Annotated in this window: 15 protein-coding genes and 1 pseudogene; 7 read left to right on the top strand and 9 right to left on the bottom strand. The window is 63.3% G+C overall.

What is annotated here, in order from left to right; all coding sequences use genetic code 11:
* The first annotated feature begins 244 nt into the window (after positions 1 to 244).
* A complete protein-coding gene (locus tag AC3CCI_RS07300) occupies positions 245 to 529 on the top strand; it encodes a hypothetical protein (protein WP_488628561.1) in 285 nt (94 codons plus the stop codon).
* 61 nt (positions 530 to 590) lie between these two features.
* Here AC3CCI_RS07300 and AC3CCI_RS07295 read toward each other — a convergent pair whose 3' ends face one another.
* The gene (locus AC3CCI_RS07295; protein ID WP_488628560.1) at positions 591 to 1,646 is read right to left on the bottom strand and encodes a zinc-dependent alcohol dehydrogenase; all 1,056 of its coding nucleotides are present in this window, start codon (positions 1,644 to 1,646) and stop codon (positions 591 to 593) included.
* Between the two features lie 52 nt (positions 1,647 to 1,698).
* A complete protein-coding gene (locus AC3CCI_RS07290) occupies positions 1,699 to 1,935 on the bottom strand; it encodes a hypothetical protein (protein WP_488628559.1) in 237 nt (78 codons plus the stop codon).
* A gap of 226 nt (positions 1,936 to 2,161) precedes the next feature.
* Here AC3CCI_RS07290 and AC3CCI_RS07285 point away from each other — a divergent pair, with 226 nt between their 5' ends.
* Positions 2,162 to 2,626: a DUF2087 domain-containing protein gene (locus AC3CCI_RS07285; protein WP_488628558.1), complete on the top strand. Its 465-nt coding sequence runs from the start codon at positions 2,162 to 2,164 to the stop codon at positions 2,624 to 2,626.
* Positions 2,627 to 2,711: 85 nt separating this feature from the next.
* Here the strand turns inward: AC3CCI_RS07285 and AC3CCI_RS07280 are convergent, their stop codons facing one another.
* The gene (locus tag AC3CCI_RS07280) at positions 2,712 to 3,566 is read right to left on the bottom strand and encodes a hypothetical protein (RefSeq protein ID WP_488628557.1); all 855 of its coding nucleotides are present in this window, start codon (positions 3,564 to 3,566) and stop codon (positions 2,712 to 2,714) included.
* A gap of 218 nt (positions 3,567 to 3,784) precedes the next feature.
* Here AC3CCI_RS07280 and AC3CCI_RS07275 point away from each other — a divergent pair, with 218 nt between their 5' ends.
* Entirely contained in the window at positions 3,785 to 5,707 is a 1,923-nt protein-coding gene (locus AC3CCI_RS07275) for an Ig-like domain-containing protein (protein ID WP_488628669.1), read from the top strand.
* A 947-nt stretch (positions 5,708 to 6,654) separates the two neighbouring features.
* Here AC3CCI_RS07275 and AC3CCI_RS07270 read toward each other — a convergent pair.
* Together AC3CCI_RS07270 and AC3CCI_RS07265 are read right to left on the bottom strand one after the other, a co-directional pair.
* On the bottom strand, positions 6,655 to 7,152 hold the full coding sequence (locus AC3CCI_RS07270; RefSeq protein WP_488628556.1) for a hypothetical protein: 498 nt from the start codon (positions 7,150 to 7,152) through the stop codon (positions 6,655 to 6,657).
* 847 nt (positions 7,153 to 7,999) lie between these two features.
* On the bottom strand, positions 8,000 to 8,977 hold the full coding sequence (locus tag AC3CCI_RS07265; protein ID WP_488628555.1) for a DUF4365 domain-containing protein: 978 nt from the start codon (positions 8,975 to 8,977) through the stop codon (positions 8,000 to 8,002).
* A gap of 1,231 nt (positions 8,978 to 10,208) precedes the next feature.
* Here AC3CCI_RS07265 and AC3CCI_RS07260 point away from each other — a divergent pair.
* On the top strand, positions 10,209 to 10,514 hold the full coding sequence (locus AC3CCI_RS07260) for a hypothetical protein (protein ID WP_488628713.1): 306 nt from the start codon (positions 10,209 to 10,211) through the stop codon (positions 10,512 to 10,514).
* Between the two features lie 177 nt (positions 10,515 to 10,691).
* Here the strand turns inward: AC3CCI_RS07260 and AC3CCI_RS07255 are convergent.
* Positions 10,692 to 11,138, bottom strand: a pseudogene (locus AC3CCI_RS07255) (TniQ family protein); the annotation flags it as partial.
* Positions 11,139 to 11,398: 260 nt separating this feature from the next.
* Between AC3CCI_RS07255 and AC3CCI_RS07250 the strand changes: the two are divergent.
* The gene (locus AC3CCI_RS07250) at positions 11,399 to 11,698 is read left to right on the top strand and encodes a GIY-YIG nuclease family protein (protein ID WP_488628554.1); all 300 of its coding nucleotides are present in this window, start codon (positions 11,399 to 11,401) and stop codon (positions 11,696 to 11,698) included.
* 655 nt (positions 11,699 to 12,353) lie between these two features.
* Here AC3CCI_RS07250 and AC3CCI_RS07245 read toward each other — a convergent pair.
* From AC3CCI_RS07245 to AC3CCI_RS07235, 3 genes are all read right to left on the bottom strand, one after another.
* Positions 12,354 to 12,506, bottom strand: coding sequence for a hypothetical protein (locus tag AC3CCI_RS07245; RefSeq protein WP_488628553.1), 153 nt, complete (start codon positions 12,504 to 12,506; stop codon positions 12,354 to 12,356).
* Between the two features lie 19 nt (positions 12,507 to 12,525).
* Complete coding sequence (locus tag AC3CCI_RS07240) at positions 12,526 to 12,837, bottom strand: hypothetical protein (RefSeq protein WP_488628552.1); 312 nt, start codon at positions 12,835 to 12,837, stop codon at positions 12,526 to 12,528.
* Between the two features lie 75 nt (positions 12,838 to 12,912).
* Complete coding sequence (locus AC3CCI_RS07235; RefSeq protein ID WP_488628551.1) at positions 12,913 to 15,249, bottom strand: AAA family ATPase; 2,337 nt, start codon at positions 15,247 to 15,249, stop codon at positions 12,913 to 12,915.
* Between the two features lie 1,234 nt (positions 15,250 to 16,483).
* On the opposite strand from AC3CCI_RS07235, the gene AC3CCI_RS07230 reads away from it, so the two are divergent.
* Positions 16,484 to 19,813 (top strand): helicase-related protein, encoded by a 3,330-nt coding sequence (locus AC3CCI_RS07230; protein WP_488628550.1) that lies wholly within the window; start codon positions 16,484 to 16,486, stop codon positions 19,811 to 19,813.
* Positions 19,810 to 22,584: a class I SAM-dependent DNA methyltransferase gene (locus tag AC3CCI_RS07225; protein ID WP_488628549.1), complete on the top strand. Its 2,775-nt coding sequence runs from the start codon at positions 19,810 to 19,812 to the stop codon at positions 22,582 to 22,584. Before AC3CCI_RS07230 ends, AC3CCI_RS07225 begins: the two co-directional genes overlap by 4 nt.
* The last annotated feature ends 255 nt before the right edge of the window (positions 22,585 to 22,839 follow it).

The raw sequence follows: 22,839 nt of genomic DNA, 5'->3' as shown, positions 1-22,839 counted from the left end.
TGCTCGCGGCAGGAGGCGCGGGTCAGGTGACCAGCGCCTCCTGCGGTTCCCCATTCGCCCGCGACCAGGGCCCCCGGCTCGACGGTACGGTCGGCTCATGAAGGTCCTGGCCGGCATCGTCACCGCGCTGCTCGTGGTGTCGGTGCTGCTGGTCATCGCCGTGAAGTCGGAACCCAAGACGGTCATGACCCTGTCCGGGTAGGACGCGCGCATCCCCTACTGCACCACCTACGACCCGGTGATCGTGGCTGACCTGACGACCGAGACCCCGCCGACCTGTGCACCGCACGGGGTCGAGCTGCTCTTCCCCGACGGAGCCGTCTTCGACCTGCCCGACGAGCCCGGCACCGGGGCCATGTCCTCCGGAGGCCACGACTACACGTACGTCGACGTCGGCGCCTTCGGCATGTACGCCTCGCGGGCCGACCACGCGTGCGAGCACATCGAGCAGTGGGGCACGCCCCAGGCCATCCGCCGCGTCACCGAGGCCTTCGGCGACGACGCGGCCTACGTCCCCGAGCTCCACTGACCCGAGGAGGCGCGGGTCGGCCCCCCGAGACCCGGTCGAGTCGACCGCTGCTGGCAGCCCGTCATCCGTTCGGCGCGACGAGTACCTTCGCGTGCTCGGTCTTCCCGCTGTCCAGCTCCTCGAGCAGCGCCGGCAGCTCGTCGAGCCCGACCGTCCCAGTGATCAGCGGCCCGGCCTCGACCGAGCCGTCGGCGAGCGCCCGCATCGCGCCGACGAAGTCGGAATGCGTGTAGGCGAGGCTGCCGACGACCGTGAGCTCGCGGCTCTGCCAGTCGCCGTACGAGACCTCGGAGGTGGTCATCGGGTAGCCGAGCAGGGCGAGCGTGCCGCCGCGGCGGACGAGCTCGGCGCTCGGCTGGAACAGCGAGGAGGCGCCGGTGCACTCGTAGAGGACGTCCGCGCCGAGTCCGTCGGTCAGTTCGAGAACGCGAGCCGTAAAGGCCTCGCCGGGAGCGTGGACGTCGGTGAAGCCGAGGCGGCGGGCGGTCGCGCGCCGCGCCTCCATGGGTTCGACGACGATGACGGCTCCGGCGCCGGCGTGGCGGGCGTGCTGGGCGGTGAGCAGGCCGATGGGGCCGGCGCCCTGGACCACGACGATGGAGCCGAGGCGCTGGCCGGCGCGGCGGACGGCGTGGAAGGTGACGGCGGTGGGTTCGACGAGGCCGAGTTGCTCGTCGGTGAGGCCGTCGAGGGCGCGCTGGACGCGGCGTTCGTGGACGGTGACGTGCTGGGCGAAGGCTCCGTGGGTGGGGGCGTCGGGCGAGATGCCGTTGGCCTCGGCGAAGGCGGTGTCGCAGTGGTCGGGGTGTCCGGCGCTGCACATGGCGCACGAGCCGCAGGGCGGGCCGACGCTGGCGACGACGCGGTGCCCCACGGCGACGGTCGTGACCCGGCTGCCGGCGGCGACGACGGTGCCGGTCCACTCGTGGCCGAACACGGCGGCGGGGATGAGGCCGCCGGACGCCCACCCGTGGGTGTCCGTGGCGCAGACGCCCGTGTAGCGGATGCGGACGACGACCTGCGACCCGCCCGGGGCCTCGAGGTCGGCCTCGGCGAAGGCGACCGAGCGCTCGGCGTCGACGGTGGCGAAACGGGTGCGGGCGGGGAGGTCGGTCATGCGAACCAGGGTAGACGTGGGCGACAGGTGTCGCTCAGCCTGGGTAGAGGTCTTAACCAGTGTTCTCGCGGCCCTCCGCGCTGCTCCCCGACTCCTCATGCGCCTTGGACTGCGCCTTGTTCGATGGACGCTCGGGCCGTGTCGCCTCGACGATCTGCCCGATCATGAGGGCGATGAAACCGAGACCCCAGAAGACCGACCCGTCGACGTCGACGGCGTAGACGCTCGAGAAGCAGGCAATGACGATGCAGTTGAAGACGACCATCCACTGCAGTTCGTAGCGGGACACGGTCCGCCTCACCCGACCCAGAAGAATTCGTTCGCGAACATCGACGTCTTTCCCCTCCCATCAGAGCCCGCCCAGCGTGAGCCACGGCCACCATATGACAACCCGACATTTCAGTGACAGGCTGGGGGCTACTTGACCGGGGGCGTCGAGGCCACCGTGGGTGCGAAGGGCATGCAACGCCCACGGCCCGGGAGCGCCCGAGGCAAAACGACTGAGAGGATTTGGGATGAACGTGCAGGATGCGCTTCGGCGCGCGAGGCAGGTGGTCGCGGCCACCATCAACCCCAAGATGCTGGCGAGCCCGGAGCGGGCAAAGGCGGCCGCCGACCGAGCGGACGACGCGCCTCAAGCCGTCCCGTGCTTCGACTGGATCTTGCCCGACGGCTCGGTCGACGCCACCGTCCTCGGTCAGACGAAGGAGGCTCTCGAACTGCTCATGACCGACCGGGCGATCCTCCACGTGGGCCGCATCACCGATCTGCCTGCCGAGACGGCCAGCCGCCGCGTCGTGTCGAATGCGATCGCGCAGATCGTCTTCGAGCGGCTGAACTCCCGTCGCCCCATCGACGAGGCGACCCTGAACGCCGCGCTGGCCATGTTCGTCGACGACGTGGCCCTCGTCCGCCGCGACGCCGTCGACTCGGGCTTCGTCACCCGATCGGCAGACGGGCGCTCCTACACGCTGGCCTGAGGGGCGCACAACCAGGGCCGCTCTGGCGCGCCGGGCATAGAAGAAGCCCCTGGCTCTCGCCAGGGGCCTCCGAGTGGTTGCGAGGTTACGGCTGGACGAAGACCTCGTCAGCGAGGATGCCGGGCTGGACGCGGATGAGGGCAGTTTCACCGTCGGGGACGACGAACGCCTGCGAACCCGTGGTCGTGGCCCCAGTGAAGAGCTCTTCGCCGCCGATGCTGTCGGACAGCAAGACGATGTTGTCGTAACTGTTGACGACGTTGCCCGCACTGGTCACGATGTCGACGATCACTTCGCCGGCGTAGCCGGACTCGTCGCCGGTGTAGGTCACCGTGTAGTTGATGATCTCGTAGTGCGATCCGGCCGGGGCCGCCTCGTTGAACTGCTCACCGGCGACAGTCGCGTTGCCGTCGGCCGTGTAGCTGTTGACGACGGCAGTCCAGTCCTCACCCGTGATCGTCGATCCGATCGCGGCCGGGTTGTCACGGGTGCCCACGGTTGCGTCGGCAGGAGCTTCTTCCTCGGCTACCTCTTCAGCGGCAGGAGAAGAGCTGTCCGCGGGCGCGCCGATCGACACGTCGGATCCGCCGAGTGACTCGTCGACCGCGTTGGCCACGACGGAGAAGAAGACGACGACGGCCACGACGGTGCCGACGACCGAGAGAATGATGGCCGCAATTCCCAGGCCTTTTCCGCGTCCCTTCATGAACAGCGACACGAGGCCGAGGATGAAGGCGATCGGCAAGAGGACCCAGCCGACGATGAGAGCGCCAGGAATGCACGCGAAGATGAAGCCGACGACGGCAATGATGAAAGCGACGAGGCCGAGCGTGTTGCGGGGCTTCTTCGCGGTCGGGGCGGATGAGGGAGAGGCCTGGTGCTCGGGTGGCAGAGGCGTTGCGGAGGGCGAACCTGCACCCTGCGGCTGATCGAAAGTCATAAGGAATTATCACTTAAATCCAAGCTTTTCTCATTAGCCGGCATGCCGCCTCTTCGGGGGTTCTTCGACGGAATTCCGGCCAGCCGACCGGGCGACCGTAGAACGCGCCAGACCCGCGTAAAAGCCCACCCACACCGGCCGATGTCGGCACGACCGTCGCGTTGCGTCGTGCTGCGGCGTCCCCCTCACCGATGCGACCCGCGTGCGCTGCGGTGACGATGCGCTACGGCCAGGGCACGCAGCAGCAGCTCGTGTCGTACCAGGCCGGTGGGCGCACGTTCACGGTGCTGCCGAGTGACGACACAGCCGTGAGCGCCGAGGTGCTGCGGGTCGACAACGCGACGGCGACGGGTGACCGCGAGAACATCTGGGTCGCGAACTCTCCCGCCGGCTCGCCGTTCACCGGCGTCTCGGGCGACCCGACCGGCCGGACGATGGCCGACGTGCTGAGCAGCCCGTTCGTCACCGAGGGGTCGGACAACCTGTTCGGCAACACCGGCGGCGTGACGACCAACGACGTCGAGCGGTTCAGCGTGCTGCGCGAGTCGCCGCTGACCGCCTCCGACCCGGCCGGCGTGGCGGTCTCCATCGTCGAGCGTGGCGGCAACGACGCGTTCAAGCTGGCGGCCGTGACGGCGGTCGACGGGGCCGGAGCGCCGGTGGCGTGGGGCCCGATCGTGTCGGTGCCGAGGTCGGCATGGGGTCCGATCCTGACCGGGGTGACGTCGACGGTGTTGCAGCAGCTACCCGGCACGACCGGTTACCGCCCGCTGGACTACACGGCAACGCAGACCATCGCGGGCGTCTCGGTCTCGCTGACCGACCTGGGCTTGCAGCCCGGGCAGCCCCTGTACGGCGTCTCGCTGGTGGGCAACGACGAGACCTTGATGACCGGTCCGTTCACGACGACGACCAACGAGACGACCGACGGAGGCCTCGACCTCATCAGCACCGTCTTCGCGACGGCCGTGCAGCCGGTCGCCACGCCCACCGCCGTGACCGGCACGCAGGGAGCCCCGCAGACCCTCCCGGTCGTCGCCACCGCCGGGGACCCGCTGGTGCCGCTCGACCCCACGGCCACCCGTCTCGAGGCGCCCGAGGGTGCCACCGTGGACGCCGACGGAACGGTCGTGGTGGTGCCCGGTGAGGGGCATTACGAACTCGACCGCGCCTCCGGAACCGTCACCTTCACGCCGGAGCCCGCCTTCACGGGCACGGCGACGCCGGTGCCGTACGTGGTGACCGACGCGGCCGGCGCGACCGCCACCTCGACGCTGACGCCCACGGTGACCGCGGTCGCGACACCCGACACGTCGACCGGTGTGCAGGGGGTGGTCCAGCGTCTCGCAGTGACCGACAACGATGGAGGCGCGGTGTCGGTCGACCCCGCCACCCTCCGTCTCGTAGACCCGAACGGCCAGGACGCCACGACCGTGGTGGTGCCCGGTGAGGGCACCTGGACGGTCGATGGTGGGGAGCTGGTCTTCACGCCCGAGCCCGACTTCGTCGGGACCGCGACGCCGGTGTCGTATCGGGTGGACACCCTGGCCGGTGACGCGGTCGAGTCGACGGCGACGCCGACGGTGACCACGGCTCCCGTCGTGCCGGTCGTGACGGTGCCGGACGTCGTGGTGACGCCGCCTGCGGGTGCGCCGGCGGTCTTCGACCTGCCCGCGGCCGTGCCCGACGTCGTACCCGAGTCGGTGGTGTTGATCCAGCCCAACGAGGCACCCGCCACCGAGGTCACGACCGACGACGGCACATGGCAGGTGCAGCCCACCACCGGCGAGGTCGTCTTCACGCCCTCCCCCACCCTCGTCGGCGACCCCGCCCCCCTCACCTTCGTGGCCGAGCACGCCGACGGCACCGCCGTGACCGGCCGCCTCGTGGTCGACTACGTCGCGGCGGTTACTACGCCGGCACCCGCGGCAGGTGTGGGCGCCGCTGCACCCAGCGGAGCACTGGCGTTCACGGGCTCGGACGCGGGTACGACGTCAGCCGCCGCCCTCATCGGAGCCACCACCCTGCTCGCCGGCCTGGGCCTGACCCTCGCGCGCCGACGCCGCCTGCGCCGAGGACGCGGAGAACGTTTGATCCCGGCTCGTCAGCCGACCTCGGCGTCAAGAGTTCATCGGGCGTGATCCCGCGGACGGCCACCCGTCGATTTCCAGCCTCTCGAGAAGATGGGGCACTAATGACCCTGTGGCCATCACGCGGAAGGTGTGTCGCGGCCCTTTGCTAGTGCGTGTAAGTGGCTCAATGCCTAGGCCTCTAGGGCGGGTGCGTTGCTCGGCATCGGAGGCGAGCTGGAAGGGCCTCAGGTGAGGCATTGTTCTCGGGCTCGGAGGGAGCGCAGTGCGTCTAAGCAATCTTCTCTCTGACCGAGCAAAATCGAGTCGCACTCCAGGAAATGCCCCGGTGAATATAGCTGATGAGTTGGTGATAGGAGCAGAAAGCTAAAAGCACTCAGTCGTTCGCCTAATGGGCTGCGGCCGGATCGCAACCTTAAAGGTCAGCTCGTTGTGAATCGTTGATTCCAGCCGCGTATGAACTAAAAGACGCAGCATCGAGCCGCCCAGCGCGCAAGCGGCTCTTGTGTACGAAAGGGAGCTGAACGCACGCGTTAGCGGAATTGATGCCATTGCGTTCAAGACGGACTAACGAGGCCGCTTTTCCGAACTACCAGACGACTCACGTCCTTTGTTCGCGGCGATGTCGCGCCCGGCATCGCGGGCCAACTTCTCGGCCTGTGACGTCGGGTTGGCTGGAAGCTGGACGTTTGTCTTTTCCGCACTCCGCACGATCGCGTCTGCAGCATTCTGCAGGTTGGGTGGCAGGTCGATTGGCATAAAACCTCCTGGATGTGGTGCATCATTTAGTTCTGATTGCCATCAGAGCGCAAGACTGTTTCGGAAGTTTCCTGGGGGAAACTCAAGCAATCTCTCCAGACAACGTGCAATGTTTGTCAAATCTAACGTCAAGAGAAGCCCGACGCCCCGGAACTGCGCACGGAAGCTTGCGGCGGTCGGGAATCGCGTGCGTCAAATTCACGCCAATTAGCCCCTGCCCTCACTTGAGCCACGCGACTTTAATTATCTCGGATGTACATCTCATAATTCATTATTTGTATCTGCTTCGAATATGCGGAGTGTCGTTTTATAGCTTCGAGCTGAATCGTCATGAGAGGCATGCTTTTAGCTATGGCTTCCAGAGACTCGCCGCGGACTGCCCGTATCTGAGAGTCCAAGTCGGCGCTCACGACATCAAGTCGCGCTTGTTCGGCATGAATTGCCTCGACTCTGAGATTAATCTGAGCGTGCGTCCAACTTCGGAATGGGCGGCTTTGCACTTCTTGTAGGGCCCGCACCGCTGCCTCGTCGATCTCACCTATGGATGGGTTCTCTAGGGTTGCGCGTCCAACTTCCGTTTCTGCGTCTGCCATGGAGATGATCTGGCCTTTTTCTCCCGAGTAGGTCATCAGGATGTGCGGATAGTCCAGCGACTCCTCGGTGGCCACCGTAAACTTGGTCGCCATTCCAGCCCGAACGCGGTCATAGAACTCGGCCAAGGAGTCTGCAGCGATCATGATGGTCCTTTACAGGGTCTGGAAGTCGCATTGTCTCCATAAATGATCCAGGGCGCCACAACTTCGTGGAGTCTCACCTCCCCGTCGCAGACAAAGACTGCCTGAAATTACACGTTCTCCCGTACCTCTTGCAGCTCCCACTTGGGCGTCAAAGCCCCTCCCTCTGGCCCGTCCGGGTGCAGCAGGGCCTAGCCGCTAGCGGACACCCCCGCACCGCTAGGTCAGACCGTTTTAGTCGAGCTGGTGACGCTCACGTGATCGTGGTCGCGACTGCACACCCATGAGTCCGAATGTCGGTCGCGATCCAATCGGCCAGGTATCGGACTCGGGCATTGAACAGCAGCCGGCCTACCGGGTCACTGAGGTCATAGGCCGCTCCCCCGAGGTTGAACACGACGCCGTTCTTTGTCAACTCATCAGAGCGCTGTCGGTCGCATCCCGCAGGGCCAGGTGATCGAGCTTCCGGACGACAAGCAATTCGCCGACAAGGCATGCAACGAAGGCCTCGCGGAGTCCCGGCTATTTCGACAATGAAATGAATGGACTGCCGAGTCACTAATCTGCGGTCCCACCCTGGGGGCGCGACGACCTGCACTTCTCGGAACGGCCCCAGACGATCATTGCAGGCAATTGCAACGCGCCGCCGGACGTGCAGTCAGACGGTGGACCCTTCAGACAAGATGTGAACGCACAAACATTCTGTCGCCGGGAGGCGACTAAGTCAGGGGCAGCCCAGATAAAGCGTCGCCGTAGCGCGCCAGACAAAGTGTCGCTTGGCGAACATCGTCTCCTGACAGATCCCGCCCCGTACATGCCTGTGCCCGCTCGGGCAAGGCGTGGAAGGCGGCTAATCAGCCTGCCGGGGAGTAAGAATCCACCCGTCGGCTTGAGCAAATTCGTGAACGGCGAGGAACCCACGCCCAAGATCATTCAAGACGAGCTCAAGACGCCAGAAATCGACCTCACCCGCTCCATTGCGGTAGGGCCGCAACTCAGCGCCAGCAAACTGAGATGCCCAGTCGTCGTAGGAAAGCGTCTCCCACGTGTCACCTTCACGATCCCAGCTGACACACTCGGACTCCCACGCTTCTCGCTGAGCATCGTCATACGTTTCTTGATGCAGGACGACATCAGCCCAAGGGACAAGGTTGGGCAACACCTCCTGGTAGGGCCGCAGTCCTGGCATGATGAACCAGCTACCAAGATTGACACGATCCTCGCTCGCATCGTCAGTCGATACGATCTGAATATCCCCCCGACCAGATGTTTTATTGATCCACTCCTCCGCCTCCAACAGGACACGTCGACCGCTTTGCAGGAGTTGCATCCAGGGCAAAGCTAGGCGGAGTTGTCGAACCCGAAGCTCGTACGGCCGCCCCGCGGCAATCTTGGACAGGGCCGGGAGCGCGTCCCGGTCGAGGGTTTGGGCTTCGGGGATGAGGAGCTTTCTCCCTCCCTTAGGTCCGATCACGATGGTCGACTCCGTCACTGATTGCCAGTAAGCCCGATCAGTGTCGGGGTCGTAGAGGACGACAAGCACCGGGAGAGAGTGATCCAGCCAGTACTGAAGGTCGTCTGCCTCGAGTGGGAACCACCAACCTCCGGCGGTCGAGTTCGCAAAGTAACTCGGGCCCGACTTGATCTGCGCCGCTATCAGCTTCCCGGTCGCTTCGCCTTTTTCCACCGCTTCAAACTGTGCATCTATGCCGTAGTCGGCTATCGGTTGTTCTCTAAACAACCAGCTGAGATCACGCACGACCTTGATTTGGGTAGCAGCTACCCCGACGAGGTCCCGGACTGCCGTCGCTTTCACCGTCTTTGGCACATCGACGAGAATAAGGCCAACAATTGAGTGCCGGCACTCACGAGCGGCAGGCCAGGTGGCGAGAAGGTCAATGTGACTCGATTGCGGATGCGTGCAAGCGAAGGTCAAGACGACGACCTCGAGGAGGACTGCCTCTCATACTCACCAGGCGGTCCCGCGAAAGCGGTGAGACGATCACATTCCTAGGGGGTCACGCTGCTCAAAAACATGGGCGCCCAGTCGACTGCTTTAGTCTCCCGAGGGTCAGATGGAGGTGCCTCATCGAGCGCCCTAACCACACGTCGCACGGAAACGCCGAGTTCCCGAGCCAACAGGCCATGCGCTACGACACCTTCGCCTAATAACGCGTGCAGCCTCGATATAGCAAGATCCAGAATCTCCGGTCCCGGCCAGGGCAATGCCACCAATGCCCACGGGGACCACGTCACGGGTTCATCGAGCCCCTGGTGCTGCAAATATGCGCGAGCATAAGAATCGAGCGCCGTTTGAAGTTCGATCGTCATGCGCGTGCGGAAGTCCGTGTATTCGGCGGCGGCAGCGCGAGAAGATCGATACTGGGGTTCATCGGGAAATCGAGTTACGTCCAAGGCCGTAAGCCGCTGCCAAAGGTAGCGCCGAGCGTTGCGGTGGCGTCGTGCGGCACCCGGATCTCGGCTCAGGCTCTCGGAGAGAGCCTCCCAGTGAGGCCAGGGCAAAAAATCGTGAGCAGCAAGGCTTTGGCGCCGGAGGTAGTCGATCGGCACGTCAATCTCATCGAGAGTGTGCGCGAGCTCGCATAAACCGCGGATCAGCGACGTTGTCTGCTGGGACGTACCCAGCATGTTGGGTCGAAGCACCCCAGCAAGCGCGTTTTCGGCTTGGGGGTCGCGCTGAATCTTGCCCGTACCGCATGCTCGAAGGGCGAGAGCCAGAGCCGTGGCAAGGGTCGACCCGTCAACGGGCCCCCAACGTCGAAGCGGCTACACCATGCCGGCCACAGCGCGGCGGGAACCGTTGAAAAACGAACGCTAACTCCTCCCGGGATCGGTCGATGGTGGAGCAAAGTTGCAGGGTTATCGGATGTGCAGCCAAGAATGCGTTGGCTGTTCGTGAAGTCCTGATCATGCGCCCTCAAAATTTTGTCCCGGAGTTGAGCCGGCGCCTGAGGCCATCTAATGAGAAGCTCTGATGGACTTCCCGGTCCATACCCTTGCCCGCTTGGCACCGACGCGGGCGCTCGGGTGAATGTCAAGTGCCTTATCAGAGGTCCGGCCCCATCCTCGTCGAGCTGGTCGAGGGCAAAGGCAGCGCCGACGAGACCGGCCATGGCGTACGCGGTTGTGGGGGCGCTGACGCCGACACGTTTCTCTTCGTCGAAGAGGCCTCGAAGCTCGCTGAGTTCGAGCCCGCTGAGAGTGGCCATGAGGTCGAAATTTTGGGCCCCGCGGAGGGCTGTGGAAATGGCTTGCAGTATTCGCAGCAACTGCGCCGCACCATTGCTCTTCACCGCCTGATAGATGGCGCTCTGCGCCCGAAAAGGAGCACCATGAACGTCTAGCGGAACCTGCACGGGCGATTCGCTAAGAGGGGCTCGGCGGAGCGTTTGACGAGTTGCGTCTACTGGCCCTACGTGTGCCCGACATCTCGAAGCATCAAAAATATCAGCGTTTCGACCCCGCATCTCGACTACTTGCTCGTGGCAAGACGAACAGCTCTCGTACAGGATCGTTTTATGCTCCAGACAGGCGAAAGACCACGGACTGCGCCAAACGACCTTGAACACCCCCGGCTGATCACGGAGGCAATCCGCGCAATACCTCGTGCCAGCGTTCCAGGACCAAGTCCCCTGCTTGGAAACGGCAGCGGTTAGCTTTCCATCTCTCTGCCTGCGGAGGGTAAAGAGCCCTCCGTCGAGAGACTCCATCGTCGCCTCTCGAAGCCTTCCTTCGCAGATGCCCGTGGCAGAAGAAATGCTGGCCGCAGTTTGTGGAAGAAGTCTTGTGCCCATCGCCACAATGGCTGAATTAGGCAGGTGGTCCAGTCCGAGTGCACGGAGCAGAGCAGCACGTGAGACGCCAAATACGTCGCTCGCCCACCTGCTGACGGCCGAGTGCAGCCATTCTCCGGGGTGGAGGTCAACGTCCGCGCCAAGTCGCGCCGGCGCTGAACCTGGCCCCGTCATCGTCCGCTCGACCAGGGGTAGGTGCCAGCGTCGAACATAGCCATTCTTTGTGGCCGTTGGCGCTCGACCTCGTACTCGAGATTGACGCTATCTAGGGTCAGACGATCGATGGTTTCTTGACCCGACTCCATGGCTTGAGCTGCGGCAAGGTTAATAAGCAGGACAAGGCAACTTGCCCTTTCGGCAGACACTCGCGTCATTCCCCCTGCCAAGGCGGACCCTCTGACCTGAATCGGCGTCTAAGTGAGAGAGGTAGCCCTATGCCACTGTCTTCGACTGAGCCGCAGACCTATCGCATCTACGCGCTGATCGACCCTGCAACTCGGTTCCCTCACTACGTAGGACAAACAGCCGACTACCTAGGTCGGCGACTTCAGCAACATGTGAAGAAGCACCAGACCACGAAGAAGGGGCTCTGGGTTCGAGCCCTAGTCGATGCTGGCGACTGGCCGGAGATTGTTTTGCTCGAGGAGTTCGTTGGGAATCGACGTCGCGCTTACGAACGCGAGTCGCACTGGATTGAACGCCTGAAAGCGGAAGGGTGCCCTCTGCTCAACTAGGTCATTTAGGCCCAGAGCCAGAGCCAGAGCCAAAGCCAGAGGCAGCGCCACAGGCGTCTCTCTGCCGAGGCCACACCCTAGGAGGGTGACGGGCCCTGCGAGGCGATGAGAGACGATCGGTTTCGGTAGGACAGGTGCTCGAAGGGCATTGAGCGGCGCGCAGCCGACTTCCCGGGAGCGCAGCGGGCCCCCCTCTGTCAAGGTTCGACCATGACTTCGTGGCCCGCTCTGCTTGTCGCTGCCCTGATGTTCGCGATCGGGCTCACCGCGCTACTTACGACCGACGCAGTTCTTCGCGCGTTCGGGGATGACTTCATGACGATCCGTGGTCGACGCGGTGGGGACGCTGTGCGAGGCCCGTTCCGATTCTCTGGATGGTGTGCCCTGGTCGTCGGCGTTGCTGCGGTGGCGGTCTTCTTCTTCACGGGATGAGCGGGCGCCCCTCGGGTGCCTGCGGGGGCGCACGACCCGAGCACTCTCCCCCATTCGAGAACGGTCTGCGCGCGCGAAGAAACTCCCGCCCGACTGGGGGAGAGCCAGAATGTGGGGGCTGCTGCTGCCTAGCGGGTTAGGGACCGCCCGGCAGCTCTTGGCCAGCTCGGGGGGATGCTGACCGGAGCCAAGCTACGCGCGGCCCCTGACGGCTCTCTCGGACTCAGGAGGGAGCGACCGAGGTCACGAGGCGATCCCGAGAGAGCGTGGCGCGCACCTCGTCGATCGCGTCGGACGGCGTCGGGGCATTGACCTCCACGGCCACGGCTTCGGCGCTCGTGTCGCCCTTGGGGCGATGCCTGACGAGCCAGCTCAAACCTTGACGCTACCCGCGGTCACGACGGCCACTCGACCGGCTCGGGGTGCAGGCGGCCCGTCAGGGCCGAAAGCTCAGCCTCGTGCTGGATCATCCACGCGACGGCACTGTTCAGGCTGCCCTCTCGGCGCAGCCAGGGGTGCCCGCCGGCATCGTCTCGGCCATGGGCGTAGCAGTGGTAGACGATGCCACCCAGCTCGTGACGGGAGAGGACGTAGCCGAGGGGCGCGGCACGGTCACGGCGTACTTGCCTGACACCAAATGTTCCCGGGATCGGCGGCACCGCGAACGGATGCGTCGGGATCGGGCGACGGAGAATGTTTGCCGCCACCTCACCCGAACCTTGAACTCCCACCCGCAGAAGATATGCCGAGCCACTGACAAGCTCGAAGCGCCGTGTGCTGCTCTATGGCTCGCCGTGCACGACTTTCAGGGCGCGAAGGGCAAACGCGACCACTTCGTGCGGGTCAGGGCTTTGCCCTGCGTAGTCCGATTGGGTGTCATGGTGGAGACCGGCAGCCCAGTCATTGATGTCACTAATTTCTGGGACAAGGGGTTTTGCGTGCAGCAAGACATCCGGAGCCGTTGACTGGTTGATTTCGACGATCACAGCTCCGAGCGTTTTCTCCGGCACACGTCCCGGGAAACGTCGATGTAGATAACCCTCGACGAGGGGTCGAACAGCGTTTGCCGCCACGATGTGGTCGACCAATGCACCATCCTCACTCTCGCCGGAGACAAACGATCTGAGCCGCCGGTAGTGACGGAAGTACGTGCTCTCGCATTCCCGATCTAGGTCATGAGCCAGGAGCATCGAATCGCTGCTGCTCGGTCGTTTTAGCTGCAACTCCGTCGACGTCCGAAGCGCGTTGTAGTTGTCCTTCTTTTTCTTCGAGAACACCTGCCGGACGTCCCGCAGGTAAGTCGCGTCGTGCGCCATGACAATGACCTGAGCACCCCTAAGGGACATCTCATTCAATGTGTTAGTTGTGTGCCTACGCCTGTGTGCATCGAGACTCGTAACAGGGTCGTCAACGACAACCACGTGCCCTCGAAGGTCACTTTCGCGAAGCACGATTGCGCAGAAAAACGCGAAGGCGAGAGTGCGCTTATCGCCCTCGCTTAGCGCAAGGCGAAATGGCGGAATCCCACTGGACACATCGATTGATGTCCCACGAAGGTTCAGGCCGTAGTTTCCCCGACTTGTTCCTCCCACGAAGGACGAGGTGACTTTCTCGATGGTGAATTGTGCGGCCATTTTGATCAGCTCACCATTGATGACCAGTTCGAACTCAGAAAGAGTCTGGTTCATGGCGGCCTTACTGGCTGCGCGAGCTTTCGTGGCTAGGCCCTCCTGCTTTCTCACCTCTTTTTTCGCCATTGATCGGTCCGCGAGAAGGCGCACGACATCATCGCTCCGCCTGAGACTGGCTAGCCGAGCATAAGCGAGTTCCCGTTCGAGCTGAGGCACGCCTGCCACCGTGAGGGAGCCACGGAACAGGTTGATCTCCTCTCGGACCACTCGAACGGCTGCATTCACGTCTTCAACGACAAGAGGCAACGCATGCGCAAAAACGGTGAGCGTGTCGTCATCGCCGCCCGCATCGAGGGGCTTTTCAAAACTGTCGATTTTGCGCCGAATGAGGTCGTCCACAAGAGCGCCGATACTGGCAAGAGTTCCAGTGACTGCGTCAAGTTCAGGTAGGGCCGAGACGTCAACGTGGCTTGCCCACGCCGCTGCCGCTGCACGGGAGCGCTCATATTCGGCCGTCAGAAACTTGGACCGATTTTCCTGCGCGGAGCTGCCTAGTCGTACTCGCAAGCGGTCGACACGTTCCCGCAGGTCCCCGTATGCGGTGTCGAAGAATTCGGCGTATAGGTCGACCAGCTCAATGCCAACCGTGCTTTGTCCACAAAACGGGCATTCGTTCTCAGGGGCAAGAGTTAAGCCAGCTCGGAGCCACGACTCTGGGCTGAGAGCGTTATGTCCCGCGTCGATGTGAGCCATGTGCTCCGCAACGCGGTGCCTAGCCTCGGCGTGGAGCGCGGACAAGGGCTGACTAAGTGCCTCGGAAAAATCCGTTAGATCGACCTCGGTGTGGGGCAACTCCGAGGGCATCGGCAGGGCCAGGATTTGAGAGACGCTCCGGCCTGCGGTGAGCGCCGCCTCAGCTTTCTCGAGCTGCGTTTGAGCTTCTCCCTCGTCGAGGACTTGGATGTTCTCAAACACCGAGAGCGTTGCGGCTGGATCTATGGCGTGCGCCATAGCGACCACCTCACGGTCAAGCCTCAGCACCTCATCTTTGGCAGCCCCGACAAGTAGCTGGGCAGCCTCTAGTGCCTCCTGCTGCTCGACAGCGGTTTGCCCTATGACAATTCCGAGGAGTCCCTGCCTGTGCGATGGGCTAACTTCCCCTCCTGTATGAACGTTTTGATCTACGAACTGCGTATCGAACACGTGAGTGTGCGGGGCCACACCTGTCCAAGTGCCGTTGTTGAGAACACGCTTTGTTCCGTCTGCCAGCAGCAAGCGGGCGTGCGGATCGCCCGTAGTCCCTAGGGACCGCCGTTCAGTTAGGGCCTGCCCGTCCCCGCTGCCGGCGGCAGCCAGAACGGCAGCCAAGGTTGACTTGCCGCACCCGTTCACCGCATAGATCAGCGAGAGCCCCGCGAGCGGAAATGCGGACCCATCTAGTCCATGAAGTGTGCCGATCCGATCGATGTGCTCGATGGTTTGAATCACGGTTCCCCCTAAACCCCGACGCATCCTCGCGTCCTACCGCAAGTATTGCGCAGAGCCCAGGCACACCTGGTTCTTTACGACCGAGCAGCGTTCCGCGCGATCTAGACGCCTGAACGGAAGGCGTGCTGATGAGGGCCCGTACGCCCGCAGTCACTGAGTCAGGGCTCCGTTGTGTCCGCTAGACGACCGTCTAACGGCGCTCGTCTCGCGGTCTTCTCAAAATCGCAGATCGGGTCAAAACGCGCACAGTCACGCACTCCGCGACTGATCCATTACCTACAGGCTTGTCCCTCGGGCGTCCCTAGCTTTATCTTAGGAGAAAGCTCTTGGTAGTGACGTTCTGACGCGTCGGGTTGTCAGTGACATTGGGTGGCACATGAAACAGCAGCTCGTAGACGTTCCCCCGCAATGACAAACCGGCAAGACATAAACCGGCACCAAGGTGGGTCGACAGCCGCTTCCGCAGACTCACCGCCGTGCCCACGTAATCCGGAACACCAGCGCGCGATCAGAGGTAGATACCCGGCCCATCTGAAAGCTCTAAACCGCAGATCGGCTGCAGGGCGTCACGGTACCGCTTTGAGTCGGCCCCAGTCTTTCCCCGCCGCTCCCGCGCGCACAAAAGCTGGTCCCTAGCTCGCTTTGTCCACAGCATCAGAGATCGCGTCCATCGCGAAGCCATCTTTGGCCGCGTAGACATTCGGATCGCGCGGGTCGTAGCAGTCCGTCATAACCCGACAGTAGTGCGATGTCGTTGCGTCGAGCAGTTCATTCGGGATTAGCCGTCCACATGAGCAGCGGTTCCGACTCACGACAGCGGTCGCATCGGCAGTCACTCCAGCCTTGCTTCTGCCACCGCCCCCAGGCGTCATCCGTGGGCTTAGGTAGATCTCATCACCGCTACTCGATCGTTTCAAGCCCTCACATCAGGCTCGTTCCTACCCTCCTCGGCGGCCACACCTCGTGATCGAACCGAACAGCGTTGCTGACCTCGAACCAAATTATGTACATCGCATCCCGCCCTGGCTGCCGGTGACTAAAGAAGCCAGGGTCAACCCCCAACCGAGCCACCTCGACGCCGCAGTCAAAGTACGAGCCCCATTGCTGGCCCGGAAGGCTTCGAGTCCACTAGTCGGCCCGGAAATTACGCTCCGGGTCACTCGGGAACAGCGGACGTCGACCTTCGACCGGCGGTTTCTCGTACCGCAGCGCTCCCATGCCTAAATTGTTACACGTGCCCTACATCTGGCGTGCCGCCAGCACGATAGCGCGCTCCATCGACCAAGATGTGACAGTGACGCGAATCTTCGACAACATTACGACCGAGACTCAGCTCGGCCCGCATTTGCATCTGACATTCGAAGCATTCGACCGAATGGACGCCGCGGTCGGCTACTTCAATCTGCGGGGCTGGAGCTACTTCGATGGCATCGTCACGAGCAAGGTGACAGACCACGACGGCCCTGTAGCGCGAATCCTGATCGGCATGGTGATGTCCGGCCCCCAGGAAGAGACTCTGGCGGATCTGCAGTCATCGGTCGACGGTGCCGTTTCCCCAGAGGCGGATGGCTCGATCGCTCGGGAGCGCAAAGCGATTCTCCTAGAGCAACTCCGCATGCAGCTCATGCGAGGCCTTCCTACCGCCAGCGATCGACGGACGCTCCGGGCTCTGGCTGAGCACCTTCGGGCAGGGCGAGTCGAAGTGAAGGTCTTCACCCGCAGACCATTGCACGGCAAGACGTACGTTTTCCATCGTCAGGATCTGAACAACCCCATCGTCGGGTTCGTGGGCTCGTCCAACCTGACGGCTCCCGGGTTGAGCCATAACCTCGAGCTCAACGTCGACGTCGTTGACACGACCGCGGCCAAGGATCTCGATCAGTGGTTCACCGACCGCTGGGAAGACAATTTTAGCCGCACCGTCACTCACGAGCTGCTGGAGCTGCTGGAGGAGTCTTGGGCCACGACTCTGCCTCGTAAGCCCTACGAGGTGTTTCTCAAGGTCTGCTACGACATGTCCCGAGACGTGCGGGAGGGGCTCGCTGAGTACTCGGTGCCGGTGGAAATCGACGAGAAATTGCTCGAGTATCAGCAGACGGCCGTCCGCACTCTTGCACGCCGAATCATCACTCGTGGCGGGGCGATGCTCGGCGACGTCGTCGGGCTCGGAAAGACGCTCACGGCGATCGCCGTCGCGCTGTTGCTGCGCGAAGACGGTTACGTCCCGTTGATCATCTGCCCGAAGAACCTGGTCACGATGTGGCGGGAACACCTCGAGGCGTACGACATCCACGGCCGGGTTGTCCCGTACTCGATGGCGCACCGAATCCTGCCCGAGTTGCGCCCCTACCGACTTGTCATCGTCGACGAGTCCCACACCCTCCGCAACGACACGCGCCGCGACTATGTCGCCATCCGCGACTACATCCAAGCCGTCGACGCGAAGGCGCTCCTGCTGACGGCGACCCCGTACAACCTTCGGTTCCGAGACGTGGCCAACCAGCTCGCCCTCTACATCGGCCCCGACGACGACCTCGGGATCTCGCCTACGAACGCGCTCGCACAAGATCCCACCCTCGCGGACAAGGTCGACCAGAAGATCACCACCCTCGATGCCTTCCGACGCTCCGAAGACCCAGACGACTGGAAGCGGCTCATGAGCGAGCACCTGGTCCGCCGCACACGCTCGTTCATCGAAAACGTCTACTCGAAGACGGATGACGAGGGCCGGAAATACCTCGAGTTCTCCGACGGCAACCGCTTCCGGTTCCCCGTCCGCGTGCCAGTCCCCATCAATCATTCGTTCGGCACCGACGACCCCGCGCTGATCATGGCCGATGACGACACCCTGAACACGTTGAGCGGCCTGACCTTGCCCCGCTACCGGCTCGGAAGCTACCTCGCCCGCGGCGTCGATCGCACTGACGACGAGAAGAAATTGGCCGAAGACCTCGCCCGCGGCCGCGGCAACGTAGCCGGCTTCGTCCGCACCACGTTCTATAAGCGACTCTCGTCCTGCGGGCACTCCTACGAGCTCACGCTCAGGCGTCACATCGCCCGAAATCAGCTCTTTATCTACGCCCTCGAACAAAACCTCGACATCCCCACGGGCACGATCGTCGACACCAGCCTGGCCGAAGACGAGGACGTCACAGCGACGGAAGTCGACCCAGCGGAGTACGACGCGGACTCACCGAAAGCCCGTTACGACGCACTCGTATCAGCCGATCCGCGTGGCGTCATCTGGGTGCGGCCGGCGCTTTTCACCAAACGCCTCCTCGACGACCTCCGAAAAGACAGCGGTGAGCTTGTCGCACTGCTGCATTCCTACGGCCCCTGGTCGCCGGCTGTCGATTCAAAGATTCAAGCCCTGATCGAACTCGTCACGCAGCAACACCCGAACGAGAAGATCCTGATCTTCACGGAGTACAAAGACACCGCCAACTACGTCGCCGCGGCACTTGAGGGGGCTGGCGTGACAAACGTCGGCCTCGCAACCGGAGAAACCTCTGATCCCACCGATCTCGCGCACCGGTTCTCCCCCCGGTCCAACGCGCAGCTCGTCGAGACAGATACGACAGCCGAGGCTGAGGAAGAAATCCGCGTCCTCGTCGCCACCGACATTCTTAGCGAGGGCCAGAACCTGCAGGACGCCCACATCGTCGTCAACTACGACCTCCCCTGGGCCATCATCCGATTGATTCAACGCGCCGGCCGCGTAGACCGAATCGGCCAGCAATCCGACCAGGTTCTTATCTACACGCTGTTCCACAAATCCCTCGACACGGCCATCACCCTTCGCGAGCGCATCGCGGACCGCCTCAAGGCGAACGCCGAAGCCTTCGGGTCCGACGAGCAATTCTTCGGCACAGCCGAAGAGGTTAAGGCCATCACCGACCTGTACAACGGCATCCTCGACGACACCGACACCACCGACGAGGTCGACGCATCGAGCCTGGCGTACCAGTACTGGCGTGAGGCTGAGGAGAACAACCCGGATCTCGCCAAGCGAGTCGCGCGGCTCCCAGACCTGATCGACTCCACGCGAGCCCGACGCATCGGAGATCCGGTCCACGGCGGGGTTGCCGCCTACGTCCGCACGGAGGCGGGAGTCGATGGCTACGGCCTTGTCGACAACGACGGCTCCACGCGCCTCCTCACCGGTCACGAGGCCCTGAATGCCTTCCAAGCTGCCCCAGACGACCAGGGGCTGCCATTGATCGAGGACCACGAGGATCTGTTGGCCGCTCTGGTGCGGGGCCCGCTGGCGACTCCAGGGGCGATCGCAGGCCGGCTGCGGGGAGTCCGTCGAACTGTCTGGCGGCGTCTCGGCGACTCAGTCATCAGTCACGGCGAGGCTGCCGATATTGCCCTCGACGCCCTCTACCAGCACCCCCTCACCTTTGAAGCCGAGCGCCGCATCCGTCGTGCCCTCAGCTCAGGGGCCAGCGACGAGGAGCTGTCGGCTCGCCTCGCAGCGCTACACCGTGAAGGCCGCCTCGTCGTCGAAAGCCGAACCGGAAACGACCCGGTGCGAATCGTAAGCAGTATGGGGATCTCATGACCAGTCCGACTTACCTCCTCCAGCTCGTCGATCGAGCTGACTTCCGCACTCTGTTCGTCGAAGAACTCGGCTGGAACAACCCCGACCAACCGGACACCACTGTCCAGGTCGAGGGCGTGAGCTTCACGCTCCACAATGTCGCCAGCTACAAAGGCCTGCGCATCTGGCTCTGCGACGTCCTCCCCCCGCGGCGATCGCAACGAATCATCGACGAGCTGATCGGCCAGACAAGCCATGAGCGGCTCGTCATCTTCGCCGACACAGAGCACCAAGAATGGCGTTGGCCGCGTCGAGCGCAACTCTCAGGAGCGAACGCGAAATTGCTCGTTCACGCCCACACCATTGGCGCTGAAGACGACCACCTCCTCAATCAGCTCGAGACGATCGCCATCGACCTGGAAGACGACATCACCCTCCTCGAACTGCTGACTCGAATGCGCGCCGCGTTCGATGCGGAAGCGGAAGCAGCGTCGGTCCAGGCTGCCCGATTGATGAAAACCCTCTACGCCCAGCTTGACGCGGCCGGCGTGCCCGAGATCGACTCGACACTGCTCCTGGCCCGCCTGCTCTTCCTGCTGTTCGGAGACGACGGTGGAATGTGGCGAGCGGACATGTTCGACAGCTACCTCGGCAACCACACCACCGATCAGGATCTACACCTGCAGCTCCCCGAGCTGTTCGACGTCCTCGACCTACCCACCAGCAAGCGAAGCCTCGACGAAGGCAGCCCCTTGGCCGAATTCGCTTACATCAACGGCGGGCTATACAAGCAACGACTCACGTTGCCGCCGCTGCCGGCAGAATTCCGCGCCACCCTCCTCGAGGCCTGCCGATTTGATTGGGCGAAAATCTCCCCGGCCGTGTTCGGGTCGATGTTCCAGACGGTGAAAGACCGAGACGCCCGCCGGCGTGGCGGCGAGCATTACACGACCGAAGCCAACATCCTCAAAACCATCGGGCCGCTGTTCCTCGACGAATACCGGGATCGCCTGGACGCGGCCTGGAACGACCGTAAGGGGCTGAACAAACTGCACACGGATCTTGGCGCCATGCGGTTCCTCGATCCCGCCTGCGGCTGCGGAAATTTCCTCATCGTCACGTACCGGGAACTACGGGCACTCGAGTTGGAGCTGCTGAAACGGCAGCAGGATCTCGACATCCTTGAGGGGCTCCACACTCCCGCGAGTCGTGGACAGCAAAGCTTCGACGTAACTGGCGACATTCGCGTCACCCTCGACCACTTCTACGGGATCGAGATCGAAGAGTGGCCGGCCCGAATTGCCGAGACCGCCATGCTCCTGGTCGACCACCTCGCCAACGAGCGCATGGCCCAAGACTTTGGTTTCGCACCCGATCGACTCCCGATCTCGATCGCGCCGACGATCGTGCACGGTGATGCGCTCGAGGTCGACTGGTCCGACGTTCTCGAGCCCACGTCTGCCACCTACGTTCTCGGCAACCCGCCCTTCATCGGAATTTCTCTGCGGTCGGCAGCCCAGACCGAACAACTCAAGGCGGTCTGGGGCAAGAGCTACCACGGCACCCTCGACTACGTCAGCGGTTGGCACCGTAAAGCCGTCTCGTACCTGGGCGACACGGGAGGTCGGTTCGCTCTCGTCTCGACCAACTCCATCTGCCAGGGCGAGCAGGTCGCACCGCTCTGGGGGACGCTGCTCGCTGAAGGCTTCGAGATCGACTTCGCCCACCAGACCTTCGCCTGGACCACTGAGGCGACCGGCGGCGCCGTCGTCCACGTCATCATCGTCGGCGCCTCCAAAGGCACCTCAAAACGACCCAAGACGATCTACGAATACGACACTGCCTTCTCCGAGCCCCGACGCCGCGAGGTCACCAACATCACGCCCTACTTGGTCGAGGGACCCTCGATTGTTGTGGTGCCTCGAAGCCACCCTCTCGCGCCAGACATGCCTTCTGTGACCTACGGCAACAAACCCTCCGATGGCGGACACCTCGTCGTCGATCAAAGCGACATTGATGCAGCCCGCGCAGATGCGATTGCGGCGCAGTACCTACGCCCTTACGTGGGTGCCCGCGAGGTGATCCACAACACTCCTCGCTGGTGCCTCTGGCTCCCCGGCGTTTCAGCCGCAGAGGTCTCCGCTAGCCCCTTCCTCCGCGAGCGGGTCGACGCCGTCGAGGAGTTCCGGGCCAGCAGTCATGCGCTGAGCACGCGTGAGTACGGACAGCCGACGCTCTTCCGCCAAATCTCGCAGCCGACAAGCGAATACCTCGCGATCGCGCGTCATGTGAGCGAGTCCCGGCCTTACTTCCCCGCCGGCCACTACACGCCCGATGTCATCGCCAGCGACGCCACGTTTATCGCCGCAGACCCAACGGGAATGGGTTTGGCCGTCATCTCCAGCTCGATGTTCCTGGCCTGGCTCAAAGCCGTCGGGGGTCGAATCAAGTCCGATCTCCGTTTCAGCAAGCTCGGGGTCTGGAATACGTTCCCGCTACGCCATATGACCGACGAGGAACGAGCCTCGCTGATCGAAGCGGGCCAGGCGATCGTCGCTGTACGGGCTCTTCACGCTTCCAGCTCCCTCGCCCACCTATACGACTCGGTCGTCATGCCAAAAGATCTCCGGGACGCTCACATTCGCCTGGATGAGCGGGTGGATGCTCTCTTTGGTATCGACAGTGACGTGACTGAAGAGCAACGTCAAAGTGTCCTGTTCGATCGCTACGCCCAGATGCTTCACGCGAATGAGCTTCCGGCCCCCAGTGCACGACGCCGCAGGCGTGCGTAAGCAGAACTCGTGAACGAGATATCCGATGACCACGTTGGAGAATCGCTGCACCCACTCCTGATCCGCGGCGCGCGGTGGCGACAGGGCGTAGACGACTTCGTGACAAGGATGCCAGTGAATTGCTGATCACCCTGAACCCATGATGGCCGCTGGATGATGTACTTGGCGGCGTCAGGCTCATCGGATGGCGAAGACGCCTTCGTGGAGGGGCGTGTGCCAGGTGGCTCGCTCCCACACACCGTCCGGCTCCGGTGC

The organism is Frigoribacterium sp. CF331, from assembly GCF_057787905.1.
This window is presented reverse-complemented; position numbering and strand designations above follow the sequence as displayed.